Source organism: uncultured Sphingomonas sp. (assembly GCF_936927845.1).
In the GTDB taxonomy this organism is placed as follows: domain Bacteria; phylum Pseudomonadota; class Alphaproteobacteria; order Sphingomonadales; family Sphingomonadaceae; genus Sphingomonas.
Window position 1 is genome coordinate 52390 of record NZ_CAKZHV010000004.1, and the last position, 16434, is coordinate 68823.

The 16434-nt window shown below is 67.9% G+C and carries 12 protein-coding genes; 11 read left to right on the forward strand and 1 reads right to left on the reverse strand.

Annotation, left to right across the window (positions count from 1 at the left end):
* The first annotated feature begins 120 nt into the window (after positions 1 to 120).
* Genes Q0579_RS01525 through Q0579_RS01545 form a run of 5 tightly spaced genes read left to right on the forward strand, consistent with a single transcriptional unit; the run spans position 121 to position 7087 of the window.
* Positions 121 to 1911: a thiamine pyrophosphate-requiring protein gene (locus tag Q0579_RS01525; protein WP_298808425.1), complete on the forward strand. Its 1791-nt coding sequence runs from the start codon at positions 121 to 123 to the stop codon at positions 1909 to 1911.
* Between the two features lie 24 nt (positions 1912 to 1935).
* Complete coding sequence (locus tag Q0579_RS01530) at positions 1936 to 2916, forward strand: aldo/keto reductase (RefSeq protein WP_298808429.1); 981 nt, start codon at positions 1936 to 1938, stop codon at positions 2914 to 2916.
* Entirely contained in the window at positions 2913 to 3539 is a 627-nt protein-coding gene (locus tag Q0579_RS01535) for a nicotinamidase (RefSeq protein WP_298808431.1), read from the forward strand. The genes Q0579_RS01530 and Q0579_RS01535 overlap by 4 nt, the downstream gene beginning before the upstream one ends.
* Positions 3540 to 3573: 34 nt before the next feature.
* Positions 3574 to 5889, forward strand: a complete 2316-nt coding sequence (locus Q0579_RS01540) for a hypothetical protein (protein WP_298808433.1) — start codon at positions 3574 to 3576, stop codon at positions 5887 to 5889.
* Positions 5879 to 7087 (forward strand): MFS transporter, encoded by a 1209-nt coding sequence (locus Q0579_RS01545; protein WP_298808435.1) that lies wholly within the window; start codon positions 5879 to 5881, stop codon positions 7085 to 7087. Before Q0579_RS01540 ends, Q0579_RS01545 begins: the two co-directional genes overlap by 11 nt.
* On the opposite strand, the gene Q0579_RS01550 is transcribed toward Q0579_RS01545, so the two are convergent.
* Entirely contained in the window at positions 7050 to 8069 is a 1020-nt protein-coding gene (locus Q0579_RS01550; RefSeq protein ID WP_298808438.1) for a LacI family DNA-binding transcriptional regulator, read from the reverse strand. The two genes, Q0579_RS01545 and Q0579_RS01550, sit on opposite strands and share 38 nt — an antisense overlap.
* Between Q0579_RS01550 and Q0579_RS01555 the strand changes: the two genes are divergently transcribed.
* The 6 genes from Q0579_RS01555 (at position 8050) to Q0579_RS01580 (ending at position 16430) form a co-directional block, all read left to right on the forward strand.
* On the forward strand, positions 8050 to 8256 hold the full coding sequence (locus Q0579_RS01555; protein WP_298808441.1) for a hypothetical protein: 207 nt from the start codon (positions 8050 to 8052) through the stop codon (positions 8254 to 8256). The genes Q0579_RS01550 and Q0579_RS01555 overlap by 20 nt on opposite strands.
* A gap of 163 nt (positions 8257 to 8419) precedes the next feature.
* Entirely contained in the window at positions 8420 to 11704 is a 3285-nt protein-coding gene (locus Q0579_RS01560; RefSeq protein WP_298808444.1) for a TonB-dependent receptor, read from the forward strand.
* Between the two features lie 71 nt (positions 11705 to 11775).
* Positions 11776 to 12477, forward strand: coding sequence for a SapC family protein (locus Q0579_RS01565; RefSeq protein WP_298808446.1), 702 nt, complete (start codon positions 11776 to 11778; stop codon positions 12475 to 12477).
* Positions 12478 to 12499: 22 nt separating this feature from the next.
* The gene (locus Q0579_RS01570) at positions 12500 to 13501 is read left to right on the forward strand and encodes a cupin-like domain-containing protein (RefSeq protein ID WP_298808500.1); all 1002 of its coding nucleotides are present in this window, start codon (positions 12500 to 12502) and stop codon (positions 13499 to 13501) included.
* On the forward strand, positions 13498 to 14988 hold the full coding sequence (locus Q0579_RS01575) for a tryptophan halogenase family protein (protein WP_298808449.1): 1491 nt from the start codon (positions 13498 to 13500) through the stop codon (positions 14986 to 14988). Before Q0579_RS01570 ends, Q0579_RS01575 begins: the two co-directional genes overlap by 4 nt.
* Positions 14989 to 15110: 122 nt before the next feature.
* Entirely contained in the window at positions 15111 to 16430 is a 1320-nt protein-coding gene (locus Q0579_RS01580) for an HlyD family secretion protein (protein ID WP_298808451.1), read from the forward strand.
* The last annotated feature ends 4 nt before the right edge of the window (positions 16431 to 16434 follow it).

A 16434-nucleotide genomic window follows, 5' to 3' on the forward strand; every position in this document is an offset into this window, starting at 1 on the left:
CATCGCCGCCGGACGAGACGGTGGCGCGCCAGGGCAAGTGGTTCGCTTACTTCCCCGCCTGAGCGAACCAGTCGCCGCGCCGCACGTTGGGGCTGCACCAACAGTGAATCGGATTTCGGCATGGCGCGGCAGACCAGCGACTTCTTCGTCGAGCGGCTAAAGGCGTGGGGCGTCACGCGCATCTACGGTTACTCGGGCGACGGCATCAACGGCGTGCTCGGCGCGCTGCAACGCGACAAGGGCAGCCCCGACGCGATCGAGTTCATCCAGGTCCGCCACGAGGAGATGGCCGCGTTCATGGCGAGCGCGCATGCCAAGTTCACCGGCGAATTGGGCGTGTGCCTGTCGACCGGCGGGCCGGGTGCGACGCACCTGATCACCGGGCTGTACGACGCGAAAAGCGACCACGTTCCCGTCCTCGCGATCGCGGGACAGGCCGAGGTGACGGTGCGTGGTGCCAGCTATCAGCAGGAGCTGAACCTCGACCGCATGTTCGCCGATGTGGCGGATTACGTGCAGGAGGTCGGCGCCCCCGCGCAGGTCCGCCACGTCACCGACCGCGCGATCCGCGTGGCGACGGCCCGGTGCGGGGTCGGTGTGGTGATCCTGCCCAAGGACGTGCAGGATATGCCGTATGAGGAGCCGAAACAGGCACACGGCTTCACCCGCTCGGGCACCGGCTACTCGCCGCCGCGCGTCGTGCCTCACGACGCCGATCTGGCACGCGCGGCGGCGATCCTGAACGAAGGGCAGAAGGTCGCGATTCTGATCGGCGCGGGCGCGCGCGGGGCCGCGGCCGAGGTCGAGCTGGCGGCCGAGAAGCTCGGCGCGGGCGTCGCGAAGGCGTTGCTCGGCAAGGACGTGCTGCCCGACGATCTGCGCTTCGTCACCGGCGCGGTCGGCCTGCTCGGCACGCAGCCGTCATCGGACATGATCCAGGGCTGCGACACATTGCTGATGATCGGCACCGGCTTCCCCTGGGCCGAGTTCCTGCCGCCCGACGGGAAGGCGCGCGCGGTGCAGATCGACCTCGCACCCGAGATGCTCGGCCTGCGCTACCCGGTCGACGTCAACCTGCACGGCGACGCAGCCGACACGCTGCGCGCGCTGTTGCCGCTCCTCGATCACAAGACCGACCGCGACTGGCAGCAGGGCATCGTGTCGAACATTGAGCAGTGGCGCGACACGCTCAAGGGCCGCGCGATGGCGGACGCCAAGCCGGTCAACCCGCAACGCGTGGTGTACGATATGTCGCCGCGACTGCCCGATGACGCGATCGTCACGTCGGACTCGGGCTCGTGCTGCAACTGGTACGCGCGCGACTGGCAGGTGAAGCGTGGGCAGCGCGGCTCGCTGTCGGGCGGGCTCGCGTCGATGGGCGCGGCGGTCCCCTATGCAATCGCGGCGAAGTTCGCGCATCCGACCCGGCCGGTCGTCGCGCTGGTGGGCGACGGCGCGATGCAGATGAACAACATGGCCGAACTGATCACGATCCAGAAATACTGGCAGCGCTGGGCCGACCCGCGGCTGGTGGTGTGCGTGTTCAACAACGAGGATCTGAACGAGGTCACCTGGGAGCAGCGGATCAACGAGGGCAATCCGCGCTTCGACGCGTCGCAGTCGCTGCCCAACGTCCCCTACGCGCGGTTCGCCGAGCTGCTGGGGCTGACCGGCATCTACGTCGATGATCCCTCACGACTGGGCGACGCGTGGGACCGCGCACTCACCGCCGATCGTCCGGTGGTGCTCGAGGTCAAGACCGACCCCGATGTCGCGCCACTGCCGCCTCACGTCACGCTCCAGCAGGCGAAGGGCTTCCTGTCCTCGCTTGCGGGTGGCGACCGCGGCGGTCCGGGCGTGATGCTGGAAACTGCGCGCCAGATCATTGGCGGCGTGCGCGAGCGGCTTTGAATTCTTACACAAGCGAGAAGCATCATGGACTACACCAAGCTCGGCCAGACCGGCCTCGACGTGTCGCGATTGTGCCTGGGGTGCATGACCTTCGGGGTGCCGGACCGCGGCAACCACGCCTGGACGTTGGATGAAGAGGCGAGCCGCCCGATCCTGCGCCGCGCGGTCGAAGGAGGGATAAACTTCTTCGACACCGCCAACGTTTATTCCGACGGCACCTCTGAGGAGATCGTCGGGCGCGCGTTGAAGGAGTTCACGCGCCGCGACGAGGTGGTGATCGCGACCAAGGTCCACGGCCGGATGCGCCCGGGTCCGAACGGCGCGGGGCTCAGCCGCAAGGCGATTATGACCGAGATCGACGCGAGCCTCGCCCGCCTCGGCACCGACTACGTCGACCTCTATCAGATCCACCGCTTCGACTACGATGTGCCGATCGAGGAAACACTCGAAGCGCTGCACGATGTCGTGAAGGCGGGCAAGGCGCGCTATATCGGCGCGTCGTCAATGTATGCGTGGCAGTTCGCGACCATGCTCCACGTCGCCGAGGCGAACGGCTGGACGCGCTTTTCGACGATGCAGAACTACCTCAACCTCCTCTACCGCGAGGAGGAGCGCGAGATGCTGCCTTTGTGCGAGGCGGAAGGCGTCGGCGTGATCCCGTGGAGCCCGCTCGCGCGCGGGCGGCTGACGCGCGACTGGGACGAGACCACCGAGCGGTCGCAGACCGACGTATTCGGCCAGACGCTCTACGTGCACACCGCCGACGCCGACCGCCGCGTCGTCGAGGAAGTCGCCAGGATCGCCGCCGAACGCGGCGTTCCGCGCGCGCAGGTCGCGCTAGCCTGGGTGCTCGCCAAGCCCGAGGTATCCGCCCCGATCGTCGGCGCGTCCAAGGCCGCGCATCTGGACGACGCGATCGCCGCGCTGGAACTCGGGCTGACCGAGAACGAGATCGCGCGACTGGAGGCGTCCTACGTGCCGCACGCGGTGGTCGGTTTTCGATGACCGTCAAGACGGACGCACTGGTCATCGTCGACCCGCAGGTCGACTTCTGCCCCGGCGGCAGTTTGGCGGTCATGGACGGCGACGTCGTGATGTCGCCGATTTCAGCACTCGCGCGCGACTTCGCGCACGTCGTCGTGACGCAGGATTGGCACCCGGCCGGCCATTCGTCGTTCGCGAGCACTCATCCGGGCAGGCAGCCGTTCGAGACGATCGCGATGCCCTACGGCGAGCAGGTGCTGTGGCCCGACCATTGCATCCAGGGCACGCCCGGCGCAGACTTTCACCCCGCGGTCGCGGAGGCGGTCGCGCGCGCCGACCTGATCGTGCGCAAGGGCAGCAATCCCGCGGTCGACAGCTATTCCGCCTTTTTCGAGAACGATCGTGCGACGCGGACGGGGCTCGCCGGCGCGCTGCGCGACCGCGGGGTGACCCGCTGCGTGTTCGTCGGGCTCGCCTACGACTTCTGCGTCGCCTGGTCAGCACTCGATGCGAGGCGCGAGGGCTTCGAGGCGGTGGTGTTGAAAGATCGCACGCTCGCGATCGCGATGCCGCTGGCGCGCGGCACGACGATCGACGCGGCGGAGGAACAGTTCGCGGCGGCAGGTGTGGCGACCAGCATGTGATTGCGCGGCGGCGCGTGCGCGGTAAAGCGGCACCGTGGCCCCTTTTCTCCGCTCGTACCTGTCCGCGGCCGCGCTGCTCGCTGCCGCACCTGCCGCCCCTGCGGCGGCGCAGAACAATGCATTCGATCTGACCGGGCCGTCGCTCAACGTCACCGTCACCCACGCCGGCGCGACACTGCCCTTGTCGCAGGTGCCCAATCTGTCCGCGGGCGACCGGCTGCGCGTATCCGCAGCGCTCCCCGCCGATCAGGGCGCACACTACCGCATGGTGCTCGCCTTTCTGCGCGGCGCGACCAATCCGCCACCCGAGCAATGGCTGACGCAGGCACGGACGTGGAAGCCGAAGGAGGCTGTGATCGACGTCGCGGTGCCCGCCGGCGCGCAGCAGGCTATTGTGTTCCTCGTCCCCGACACGGGCGGCGCATTCTCGGCAGTCAAGTCGGCGGTGCGCCAGCGTCCCGGCGCGTTCGTGCGTGCGTCGCAGGACCTCAACCAGGCGATGCTCGATCGCACGCGGCTAGAGGCGTTCGTCGCGCGGTTGCGCCAGCGCTCGGCGGAGGAAGTCGCGCAGCGCTCGCCCGTGCTGGCGAAGAGCCTGGCGGTGAAGCTCGACCCCGCCTGTCTGCAACCGGGCGAGGACCCGCGCGCCGCCTGTCTGACGCCTGGGCAGAGCGCGGCGGTGCTCGCCGACGCGCAGACTAGCTCGATCGCGCAGACGCTGGCGGGCGCACCCGCCAACATCGCGCTGCAACTCGCCGCTACCCCGCAGGCGGGCTACGGTTATTACAGCGCCTATATCGGCGTGTTCCGCGATCTGGCGCGGATGCTGGGCGCGTTCCAGTCGGCGCAATTGCAGTTCATCCCGGCGCTGAACGTGCAGCACGGTGCGGCGACCGACCTGCTGCTCAACACCGTGCCGTCGTTCCGCAAACCGCAGTCGGTGCTGGTTGCCGCGCTGCCGACCGTCGCCGCGCCGGCGCGCCCACCGCTGGAGGCTGGGACGCGCGACGCTTTGTGCCTCGCGCAATCCGGACTGGTGCTGCCGGTCAGCGGCGCGCCGCTCGTTTTCTCGACCGATTACGCGCGTGACATGCAGCTGCGCCTCACGACGCAGGCGGGCATTGTCGAGCTGCCGGTCACCGCCGATGCATCGCGTGGCGGTTTCGTGCTGGGCGACCCCCCACCCGGGTTGGTCATGGACGCGTCGATGACCGGTCGCTTGCACGGTGCCTGGGGCTTCACGCCGTTTGATGGCCCCGAGTTCCGGCTGGTGGCTGCGGGTGTGGGCACGTGGACTACGGGTGAGGCGACGCTGGTGGTCGGGCGCGACGCGCCGCTGACGCTGACCGGCGGCGCGGCAGCATGCGTGGCGGAGGTGCGCGTCGCACGCGACGGGCTGGAACGCGCGGTGCCGTTCGAGGTCGCGGGCGACACGCTGCGCCTTAAGGTGCCGCTCAGCGACGTAAAACCCGGCGCGCTGACGCTGGCGATCCGCAGCTACGGTGTGGCGGCGCCGCAGCTTCTACGGCTGCGCGCCTATGCCGAGGCGAGCCGGCTCGACGGCTTCACGCTTCACGCCGGCGACCGGAACGGCGTGCTGACCGGCGCACGGCTCGATCAGGTCGCGAGCCTGGACGTCGGCGGCACGATCTTCCGCCCGGGCGCGCTCACGCGTGCGGGGACGAGCGACCGGCTGGAGTTGAGCGCCGAGGCCGCCGCCTTCACCGCCGGGCAGTCGCCGACCGCACGCGCGACGCTCAATGACGGGCGCAGCGTCGCAGTCACGGTGAAGATCGCCCCGCCCCGCCCGTCGGCGACGCTGCTTGGCCGCACGAGCGTGCCGGTGGCGCCGCGCAGCGTCGCGATCAAGCTGCGAGACGACGCGCTGATCGCGCAGGACAGCCGCGTCACCTTTTCGTTGCGCGCCGACGCCGGCACGATCTTTGCCGCCGGCGATGTCGTGGAGGTCGCTGCCCCTGACGCCAGTGCGCGGTTGCCAGTGCGGTTGCAGGACGACCACGTCGCGGTGGCGACGCTCGATCCGACCGCGCTCGGGGCGTCGGCACACGGCGCGCTGCGCTTCCGGCTCGTCCAAGGCGAAGTAGCAGGCGACTGGCGCGCGCTCGGCACATTGGTGCGGCTGCCGCGGTTGACGGCGGTGACGTGCACACGCGCGACCTGCACGATCGCGGGCAGCGACCTGTTCCTGCTGCGCAGCGTCGGCGGCACCGACGTGCCCGACGGCTTTACTGGCACAACGCTCACCGTCCCGCGCGCGACGGCGGCGACGCTGGTGCTGCGTGACGATCCGAATGCGACGGCGACGATCGACCTGCCCGATGCGCGCTGAGGCGCCGGCGCGGCGTCTGTCGGCGGCCGCACTGCTCGGCTATGCGCTTGCCGCGACCGGCGGGATCATCGGCTACACCCCGCTGCTCACCTTGCTGCTGCCGATCAAGCTCCAGGCATTCGCGCCGGCCACGCGCTACCCGTTGCTGGTCGCGTGCAGTGTCGCCGGCGCACTGGCGGCGGGGTTCGCCAACATCGGGTTTGGTTGGCTGGGCGATCGCTCGGTGGCGCGCGGCGGCGGGCGGCGCGGCTGGCTGCTCGCCGGGTTGACCGCGACCGCGGCATCCTTCGCCGCCATCGCGTTCGCCCGCCATGCCGGCTCGATCGTCGCGGCGATCGTCGCCTTTCAGATCGCGGTCAACGCACTGCTCGCGCAGGTATCGGCGCTGATCGCCGAAGAAGTGCCCGCCGAGCAGAAGAACACCGCCGCCGGATTGCTGACGCTCGGCGCGCCGCTCGCCGCTGCGGCGTCCGCGCTGGTGGTCTCGCTTTCAGCGAGCGAGGGCGCTCGACTGGCGCTCGTCGCGGCGCTGATGATCGCGTGCGTGGCACCACTGCTGCTCGGCCCGGCGCGCGCGCTCGTGCCGGCAACGGTGCCTGTCGAGGAAGCGGCGCACGCGCGTCACGCGCTTGCGGTCGCATGGGCAACGCGGTTGCTGGTGCAGGTCGCCAACAGCGGCGTCGGGCTATGCCTGTTTTTTTTCTTCGCGCGCGCGATCGGTGATGCTCGCGACGCACCCGCGATCGTCGCGCAACTGCTGCTCGTGGCTACCATCGTTCCGGTTCCGATCGCGCTGCTGCTCGGGCGCTGGTCCGACCGCATCGGCCACCGCGAACGCTTTCTCGCGGCCACCGCGTTGCTGGGCGCCGCCGGGCTGCTCGGCATGGTCGGCTTTCGCGACTGGCGCATGGCCGCCGCCAGCTACATCGCTTTTGCTAGCGGCGTTGCCATTTATCAGGCCCTCAACACCGGGCACGCGATGCTGCTGCTGCCGCGCGGCGCGGGTCCGGGGCGCAATCTGGGCTTGCTCAACCTTGCCAACACGCTGCCGCAGGTTGTCGCGCCGCTGCTCGCGCTGATCGCGAGCGCGGGCGATTTCTCCGCGGTGCTGCTGCTGTTCGCCGCGCTGACGCTCGCTGCTGCGTTGCTGCCGGCGCTTCTCAAGACAAGGCGCACGGCGCCGAGCTACCCCGGATGACCAGCTCGTATGGCAGGACGCGGCATGGATCACCCGTGACGCCCGCGCCCTGCTGATGGATCACCAGGTCGACCGCCTGCGCGCCCATGGCGTGGTTCGGCTGGCGAATGGTGGTGAGCTGCGGCCATGCCATGCGCGCGATCTCCGCGTCGTCGAAGCCGACGATCGACACCGCCCGCGGCACCGCGATCTGCCGGCTCATCGCCGCGACCATGACGCCCAGCGCCATCTCGTCGTTGCTCGCAAACACCGCACTCGGGCGCGCGCCGCGGTCGAACAGCGCTTCGGCCACGTCGAAGCCCGACCGGAAGCGGAAGTCGCCCTGTACGACGCGCTCGGCAGGCGGCACCAGGCCCGCGGCCGTCATCGCGTCGTGGAAGCCGAGCCAGCGCCGCTCGGACGCGCTGTGCGTCGGGTTGCCGCGCACGAAAGCGATGTCGCGGTGACCGAGCGCCAGCAGATGCTCGGTCATCACCCGCGCGGCGTCGCGGTCGTCCATCCGGACCTGCGGCGTGCGATCGAGCTCGGCACCCGGCGCGATCCGGACGACGGGCACGTCGTGCTCTTCGAAGATGTCGAGCAGTTCCGATCGGTCGCAGATCGGGGAGGTCAGGATCGCGCCGCCCAGCCGCAGCGCGTGCAGGCTGTCGACCAGCCGCTCGCGCCAGTCGGAGCGTTTGAACGTGATCGGCTCGATCACGATGTGCTGTCCAAGGGCGCGTGCCTGTTCCAACGCCCCGCGCTGGATCGTGGCAGCGTAACCTGATGCGGGATCGTCGAAGAACAAGCCGACCAGGAACGAGCGCGAGCTCGACAGCCCGCGCGCGAAGGCGTTGGGACGGTAGTTCATTTCCGCGACGATGCGGGTCACGCTTTCGCGAATCTCGGGTCGGACGTGCGCCTCGCCGTTGATGACGCGCGACACCGTCTTGGGCGACACGCCCGCGCGCTCGGCAACATCCTTGATCGTGATCGGCTTCATGTCTGGCAGCTCATCGACGCGGCGGCGAACGCCGTTCTTCCCGGTCCACGAAACGCCGGATCATGCCGCATGCCGTCCGTTCTTCACGCTCGTTGACATCGATGTCGGCGAAAGTAGCCGCGTGGTCAAGCGCAACGTTGAACGCGCTGTCAAAGCGTCAGCCGCGATCGAGCTAGCTCACGATTAAGCGTTTGATGTGCATTGTTGCCACATCCGGCGACAAAGCAACACCACCATTGGTCGTATGTTGACATCGATGTCGGCTTCGATACGACGCGCAACAGTACGTAACGGAAGATTGCGCCCGGAACGGCCGAAGGGACGGCTGCCGGGTTCAAAGGGGAAGGATGATGAAAGCGATGAAGCTATCGTGCGCACTCGTGCGCTCAACCTCGATGATCGGGCTCGCTGCCGGCTTGATGATGGCCAGCGCCGCGAACGCGCAGACCGCGACCGATCCGCAGGCCAACCCCGCCGCCCCTGCGGACCCGCAGCAGGGCACGCCGCAGGCCGACACCACCCCCGCCTCGGATATCGGCGCACCGACCAGCCCGACCAACGCGGTGCCCGACAGCCAGCCAGGCGATGACATCGTCGTCACCGGCGTCCGCGCCTCGCTGGAGCGTTCGATCGCGATCAAGCGTGATTCGAACGGCGTCGTCGACGCGATCAGCGCGGAAGACATCGGCAAGTTCGCCAACACCAACCTCGCCGAATCGCTCCAGCGTATCACCGGCGTGTCGATCGATCGCCGCAACGGCGAGGGCTCGACCGTCACCGTCCGCGGCTTCGGCGCGCAGTACAACCTCGTGACGCTGAACGGCCGCCAGCTCGCCACCTCGAACATCGTCGCAGTCGGCGGCGACCAGGGCGGCGACGGCGCAGGCGGTTTCGGCCGCTCGTTCGACTTTTCCAATCTCGCCTCGGAAGGCGTGAAGACGCTGGAAGTCTACAAGACGGGTCGCGCCGCGATTCCGTCGGGCGGTATCGGCGCGACGATCAACGTCGTCAGCCGCCGTCCGCTCGACTCGACCGACGCAGGCTTCCTCGGCTCAATTGGTGCGAAGGGCAGCTACGATAACAGCTCGTCCGACTGCCTCGACTGCGGCGCGCGCGTGACGCCCGAAGTGTCGGGCACCGCCGCCTGGTCCGATCCCAACCAGCGGTTCGGCGTGTCGCTGTTCGGCAGCTACCAGAAGCGCAATTTCAGTTTCCCCAGCGTCGCGCCGGATAACTGGAACATCCGCACGCTCAACGATTTCCTCAATCCCGCGAACGGCTTCGTCAACAACGCCACCAAGATCAACAACCGCCCGACCGGCAATCCGCTGGTGTCGGTGCCGAACGACTCGCGCTACCACTTCTCGGAAGCCAGCCGTGAGCGCATCAACGGTCAGGCGATCCTGCAATTCCGTCCAACCGACACGCTGACCTTCACCGCCGACGGTCTGTATGCGCAGTTGAAGCAGTCGGAGCGTCGCTCGACCCAGTCGAACTGGTTCAACCGTCCGTTCAGCGAGGTGACGTTCGACGACGCGAGCAACGGCGTCGCGACGACGACCTTCCTCGCCGAGACGATCAACGGCGTGAAGGACGCCGCGTTCGAGCAGGCGTATCGCGCGCAGAAGAACAAGCTGTACGACTTCGGCGGCAACATCGAGTGGAAGCCGACCGACCGCTTCTCATTCGCGATCGACGGCCACATCGGCAAGGCGGACAGCCTGCCCGACAACCCCAATGGCCAGACCTCGACCACCGTCGCGTTCAACGCGCCGGTCGTCGCCGCGCAATCGCTGACGCTCAGCGACAAAGGTTTCCCGACCCAGTCGATCACGATCAACGACGGCGTGGCGAGCGTGACCCCGGCGGGCGTCGCGTTCATCAAAGGCAATGCCAATGGCGTGATCGACGCGGGCGACCTGTCGAGCGCGGTCCAGCGCCAGTTCGCATCCACGCAGACGCAGCGGATCAAGGAATTGCGTGCCGATGCCGGCTGGGAGCTGAACGACCAGTTCCGCTTCGATGCGGGCGGCGATTATCGCCAAACCAAGACCCGTCAAACGCAGTTCAACACCAACCAGACGCTGGGCGACTGGGGCAACTCGCTGCCGCCCGACATCCAGCGTCTCGCACCGGGTCAGGTGTTCCAGTTCTGCAGCGTGTGCAAGTTCGAGAACAACAATCCTGGGGTCACGGGGAACTCGCTCATCGCTTTCCGCACCGAGGATGCGACCAAGCTTTATGATACGCTGTTCAACTATTATAGCGGCATCACCAATGACGGTGTGAACCACACCAACAACATCGAGGCGAACAACGACAACCGCGTCCGCGAGAGCATCTGGGCGGGCTATGTCCAGGGTTCCTGGAGCGGACAGGTCTTCGGCCGGAACGCCAACGTCGTCGCAGGCGTGCGTTACGAGAACACGAAGGTTCGCGCGACCTCGTTGCAGGTGGTGCCGCAGGCGATCATCTGGACTTCGGACAACGATTTCCGCATCAGCTATTCGACCGACCAGCAGCCGATCACCGATCGCGGTAGCTACGACAACTGGCTGCCCGCGGTAGACGCGAAGATCGAGGTGATCGACAACCTCATCGCTCGTGCGTCCTACAGCAAGACGATCGCGCGTGCGCCGTATGGCAACCTGTTCGCCTCGACCGGCGTCGGTGCGCCTGGTCGCCCGACCGCGATCGGCGGCGTCGCTACCGGCAGCGCCAACAACACCAACCTGCTGCCGCTGTCGTCGGACAACATCGACGTCTCGCTCGAATGGTATCCGCGCAAGGACGTATTCCTGTCGGCGGGCTTCTTCGACAAGCGCGTGCACGACTTCATCGGCAACACGGTGGTCAACCGCAATCTGTTCGGCCTGCGCGATCCGACCTCGGGTGCGGCGGGTACGCGTTCGGGCACCGCGCGCGACCAATTGTCGAACACGTTCCGCGCCGACATCACCGACGTGAACCTGTTCACCTACACCGCGCTGCTGCAGGCCAACAACGGCAACATTGCAGCCACCAACGCGCAGTTCGCGGCAAACTACAATGCCGGCACTCGCTCGCTGAACCAGGGCTTCGTCGACCAGGTGCTGGGTCAGTACGACATCACCGCCAACGCGCAGGATCCGCTGTTCAACTTCGCGGTCAACACCCCGATCAACAACCGCGACGCGCACATCTACGGCGGTGAGTTTGCCGGTCAGTACTTCCTGGGCGACACCGGTTTCGGCGTCGCGGCGAGCTACACGCTGGTGCGCGGCAACGTCGGGATCGACGTGGCTGCACCGCCGACGGCAAATACCTTCGCGCTGGTCGGCCTGTCCGACACCGCGAACGGGACGCTGATCTACGACAAGAACGGCGTGTCGATCCGCTTGTCGTACAATTGGCGCGCGAAGTTTCTGGCCGACATCAACCGCGGCGGCAACGATCGCAACCCGGTGTTCGTGGCGCCTTACGGCCAGCTCGACCTGTCGATGAACTTTGACCTGACGCCGCGCTTCTCGCTCGGCTTCGAGGCGATCAACCTGAACGAAGAAGGTGTTCGCACCTACGGTCGCGACAAGAGCAACGTCTGGTATCTCGCGGAAGGCTCCGCGCGTTACTTGGTCGGCGCGCGCTACCGCTTCTGATGACCGAACGTGCAAGGCCGCTGACGGCGGCGGCCTTGTTCACCCAGATGGCGTTCGGATAAGTAAGCATCATGGCTGCCGTTCTGCTCAACAACGTCGATCACCGCGACCTGCGCGTCGCGGTCGGCCACCACGCGCGCTACGGCGACGCGATCAATCAGACCCGCGTGTTCCCGGCCGAGTTCGAGGAACTGCAACGCGAGTACGCGATCCTGCTGCGGCGCGACGAGCAGGACCAATTCCTCGCCACCGTCCTGCTCGGCCTGGACCCGGACGAGAACCTGTTCCTGGCCGGCGAGCAGTGGGACGCGCGCTACGTTCCCGCCACGCGCGCGCGCGGGCCTTTCTCGATCGGCGTCGATCAGAATGGCGAGCCGATGATCCACGTCGAGCCCGACCACCCGCGCGTTCATCCCGATGGTGAGCCGGTGTTCCGCGAACATGGCGGCAACGCCCCACTGCTCGATCATGTGTCTTCGGTGCTGCAGCGCATCTACGCCGGCCTGCAGGACGAGCAGGCACTCTACGCGGCCTTGTCCGACGCGGGACTGCTGACCCCGGCCACGCTGCAGCTCGATTTGGGCGAAGGCCGCCGCTACAAATTGCCCGATCACTGGACGGTTGACGCGGAGCGGCTCGCCGCACTCGGCGGTGACGTGCTGGCGCGGCTGCACCGGGCCGATCACCTGCGATCCGCGATCTGGATCGCCTCCTCGCTCGGTAACGTGCGCCACCTGATCGACCGCAAGTTGCGGAGCGAGCTGGGTGGCTGACGAGCCTCGCGTCACGTGCCGGGTGCGCGAGGTCGCCAGCGCCGCGACGCTCGATCTCGACTCGCTGATCGCCGCGAACGAGCCCGTCATCATGCGCGGCTTCGCCGCAGACTGGCCTTTGGTGCGCGCCGGCTTGAGCGGTCCTGCTGACGCCGCCGATTACCTGCGCCGCTTCGATACGGGGCAGTTCGTCACCGGTTACATCGGTGCGCCCGAGATCCGCGGTCGCTTCCACTACGACCCGACGGCGACCGCGATGAACTTCGCTGCCGATCGGATGTCGCTTCCCGACTTCCTCGACCGCGTCCTCGCTTGTCCGACAGAAAACGCGCCGGCGCTCTACCTCGGCTCAACCGACCTCGACACCTACCTCCCCGGCTTTCGTGCCGAGAACGAACTGCGCCCCGCGAGTGACACGTTCGCGCAGCACCCGCCGCTTGCCAGCATCTGGATCGGCAATCGCACGATCGCCTCGGCGCATTACGACCAGTCGAACAATGCCGCGGTCTGCGCCGTCGGGCGGCGGCGCTTCACCTTGTTCCCACCCGAGCAGGTCGCCAACCTCTACCCCGGCCCGCTCGCACCGACGCCCGGCGGGCAGGTCGTCAGCATGGTCGATTTCGCCGCACCCGATCTCGCCCGCTATCCCCGTTTTGCCGACGCGCTCGCCGCCGGACAAGTGGCCGAACTGGAGCCCGGCGACGTGCTCGTCTACCCGGCCTTGTGGTGGCACCATGTCGAGGCGCTCGACGCGTTCAACGTGCTGGTGAACTATTGGTGGAATGCGGCGCCCGCGTTCATGGACACACCAATGGACACGATGCTCCACGCTTTTCTGTCGCTGCGCGATCGCCCCGCGCCGGAGAAGGCGGCGTGGCGGGCGATGTTCGACCATTATGTCTTCGGTGACGCGGATGCGGTCGCGGCGCATCTGCCCGCTGGCGCGCGCGGGCCACTCGCACCGATGAGCGACGGCATGGCGCGACAGTTGCGCGCTTATCTGCTCGGACGGCTGAACCGATGACCGACACCGCCATGCCACCACCCACCCGCGTCGTGATCGCCGGCGGCGGCACCGCCGGCTGGATTGCGGCCGCCGCACTCACCCGTCAGCTCGGCCGCCTGATCGAGGTGACCTTGGTCGAATCGGACGAGATCGGCACCGTCGGTGTCGGCGAGTCGACGATTCCGACCGCGCGCAGCTTCCACGCCTTCATCGGCGTCGACGAGGCCGCGTTCATGCGAGCGACGCAGGCGACGTTCAAGCTAGGCATCTCGTTCGAGAATTGGCGCACCGTCGGCGATCGATATTTCCACCCCTTCGGCCAGGTCGGTCGCTCGGTCGCGATCGCCGATTTCCAGCATTTCTGGTTGCAGGCACGCGCGCACGGTGTCGCGGGCAGCTACGGCGATTACTCGCTCGAACAACAGGCTGCCGCCGCCGGGCGGTTCGGGCACGACGCGCAAGGGTCGCTCGCCTACGCCTACCATCTCGATGCCACCGCCTACGCGCGCTTCCTGCGCGGCGTCGCCGAGGGCGCGGGTGCGCGCCGGGTCGAGGGGCGGATCGAGCGGGTGGAGCGCGCCGCAGACGGCGACATCGCCGCACTCGTGCTCGCCTCGGGTGGGCGCATTGAGGGCGACCTGTTTATCGACTGCACCGGTTTCCGCGCGTTGCTGATCGAGGGCGCGCTGCAGACCGGCTACGATGACTGGAGCGGGTGGCTCGCAACCGATCGCGCGCTGGCGGTGCAGACCGAAACCGTGCGCGCGCCCGTTCCCTACACCCGCGCGATCGCGCACGGTGCGGGCTGGCGCTGGCAGATCCCGTTGCAATCGCGCGTCGGCAATGGCCTCGTCTACTCGAGCCGCTACATGAGCGACGACGAGGCGCGCGCGACGCTGCTCGCCGGGCTGGACGGCGAGCCGTTGTTCGAGCCACGACCGTTGCGGTTCACCGCGGGGATGCGGCGGCGGAGCTGGAACCGCAATTGCGTCGCGCTCGGGCTCGCCGGCGGGTTCATCGAGCCGCTCGAATCGACCAGCATCCACCTGATCATGAACGCCGCGATCCGGCTGATCCAGTTGTTCCCGTTCCGCGGCGACGACGCGGGCGCGCTCGCCGCACGCTTCAACGCGCAATCACGCCACGAGTGGGAGCACGTGCGCGACTTCATCATCCTGCACTACAAGGTGACCGAACGCGACGACACGCCGTTCTGGCGCGAGCGGCGCACCATGGCGATCCCCGACACGCTGGCCGAGCGGATCGCGCTGTTCGCCGAGAGCGCGGGCGCGTGGCAGGGGCAGGACGACCTGTTCCGGATCGACTCCTGGGCGGCGGTGATGCTCGGACAGGGCCTGACCCCGCGCGCGCACCATCGTGTCGCCAGCCTGATCGACGCACCGGCGCTGCGTGCCTCGCTCACCGACCTGACCCGCTCGATTGCCGCAACCGTGCAGACGCTGCCGTCGCATCAGCACTTCCTCCAGCAATACTGCCCTGCCTGAGCGCAACGCATCGTTACACGAGAGGAACGTCCCCGACACATGGGCGTTCAGGCACCAACAAAGATCAAGTCGATTTCTGCTCACCGCGGGTCGGCTTGTTGGCGCACGATCAGGGGGCTTGCTTGAGCGGGGACGATCACGACGCGGCCAATGGCGGCGCGACGAACGAGGGCAAGGACCCGCCGCGGCGCAGTGGCGCCGACCGTGACGCACCAGCAAGCGACTTTGCCCGCGACCACAAGAACAACGAGGGTCACGACAACGCCAACAGCGACGACGATCGCGACGGCGGTGAGGAGAGGGGCGAACACGACAAAAAGAAGGACGACGAAAAGAAAAGCGACAGCGACAGCGACAGCGACGATGATGACGGCGACGGGTCTGACGACGAAGACGATGACGGTAAACCGCCGCTCTACAAACGCCCGATCTTCTGGATCGTCGTCGCGATTGTTGCTGCCGTCCTGATCATCGGCGGCGTGCTCTACTGGCTGCACGCGCGCCGGTTCGAGTCTACCGACGATGCCTTTATCGACGCGCACATCGTTCGCATCGCCGCGCAGGAAAGCGGGCAACTCACGCTGGTAGCGCCGCTCGACAATCGCCATGTCCGGGCCGGGCAACTGCTGGCGGTGATCGAGCCGGGAACGGCACAAGCCTCGCGTGCGGAGGCGGTCGCGGGGATCGCCGAGGCGGACGCGCAAATCCGCCAGGCCGAGGCGGGCGTGCTTGCCGCGCTCGCGAGCGTGCGACAGGCGCGCGCGCAGGCGGCGGTGCCGCTCGCCGAGGCGCGCCGCGCGGCGGATGATTATCAGCGCTACGTCGACCTGCGCCGGCTCGATCCGCTCGCCACGGCGCCGACGCAGATCGACCAGGCACGCGCGCAGGCGCAGAGCGCGCTCGCGCAGGTCGGCGCCGCGCGCCAGCAGATCGGCTCGGCGCAGGCCGACGTGCTGACCGCACGCAAGCGGGTCGAGGCGGCACGCGCGCAGCGCCGCGTCGCCGAAGCGCGCGTCGCGCAGAGCGACGTTTCCGTCCGCCACCTCGTTATCCGCGCCCCGATCAGCGGGCAGGTCGTCAATCGCGCGGTTAACCTCGGCAGCTATGTCGCGCCGGGGCAGCAATTGATGGCGATCGTCCCCGACGATCTCTGGGTCACCGCCAACTTCAAGGAAACCCAACTCACCTTAATGCGTGCAGGATTACCAGTGCGGATCGAGATCGACGCTTTTCCCGGTCGCGATTTCGCGGGCCACGTCGAATCGATCCAGCGCGGCGCGGGTCAGGCGTTCGCGCTTCTCCCGCCGCAGAACGCGACGGGCAATTACGTCAAAGTGGTACAGCGCGTGCCGGTGCGCATCCGCTTCAACAACAACGACTGGCAGCATTACGCGATCGGGCCCGGCATGTCGGTGGTGCCGCGCGTCACCGTGCGCCCGTGATCGC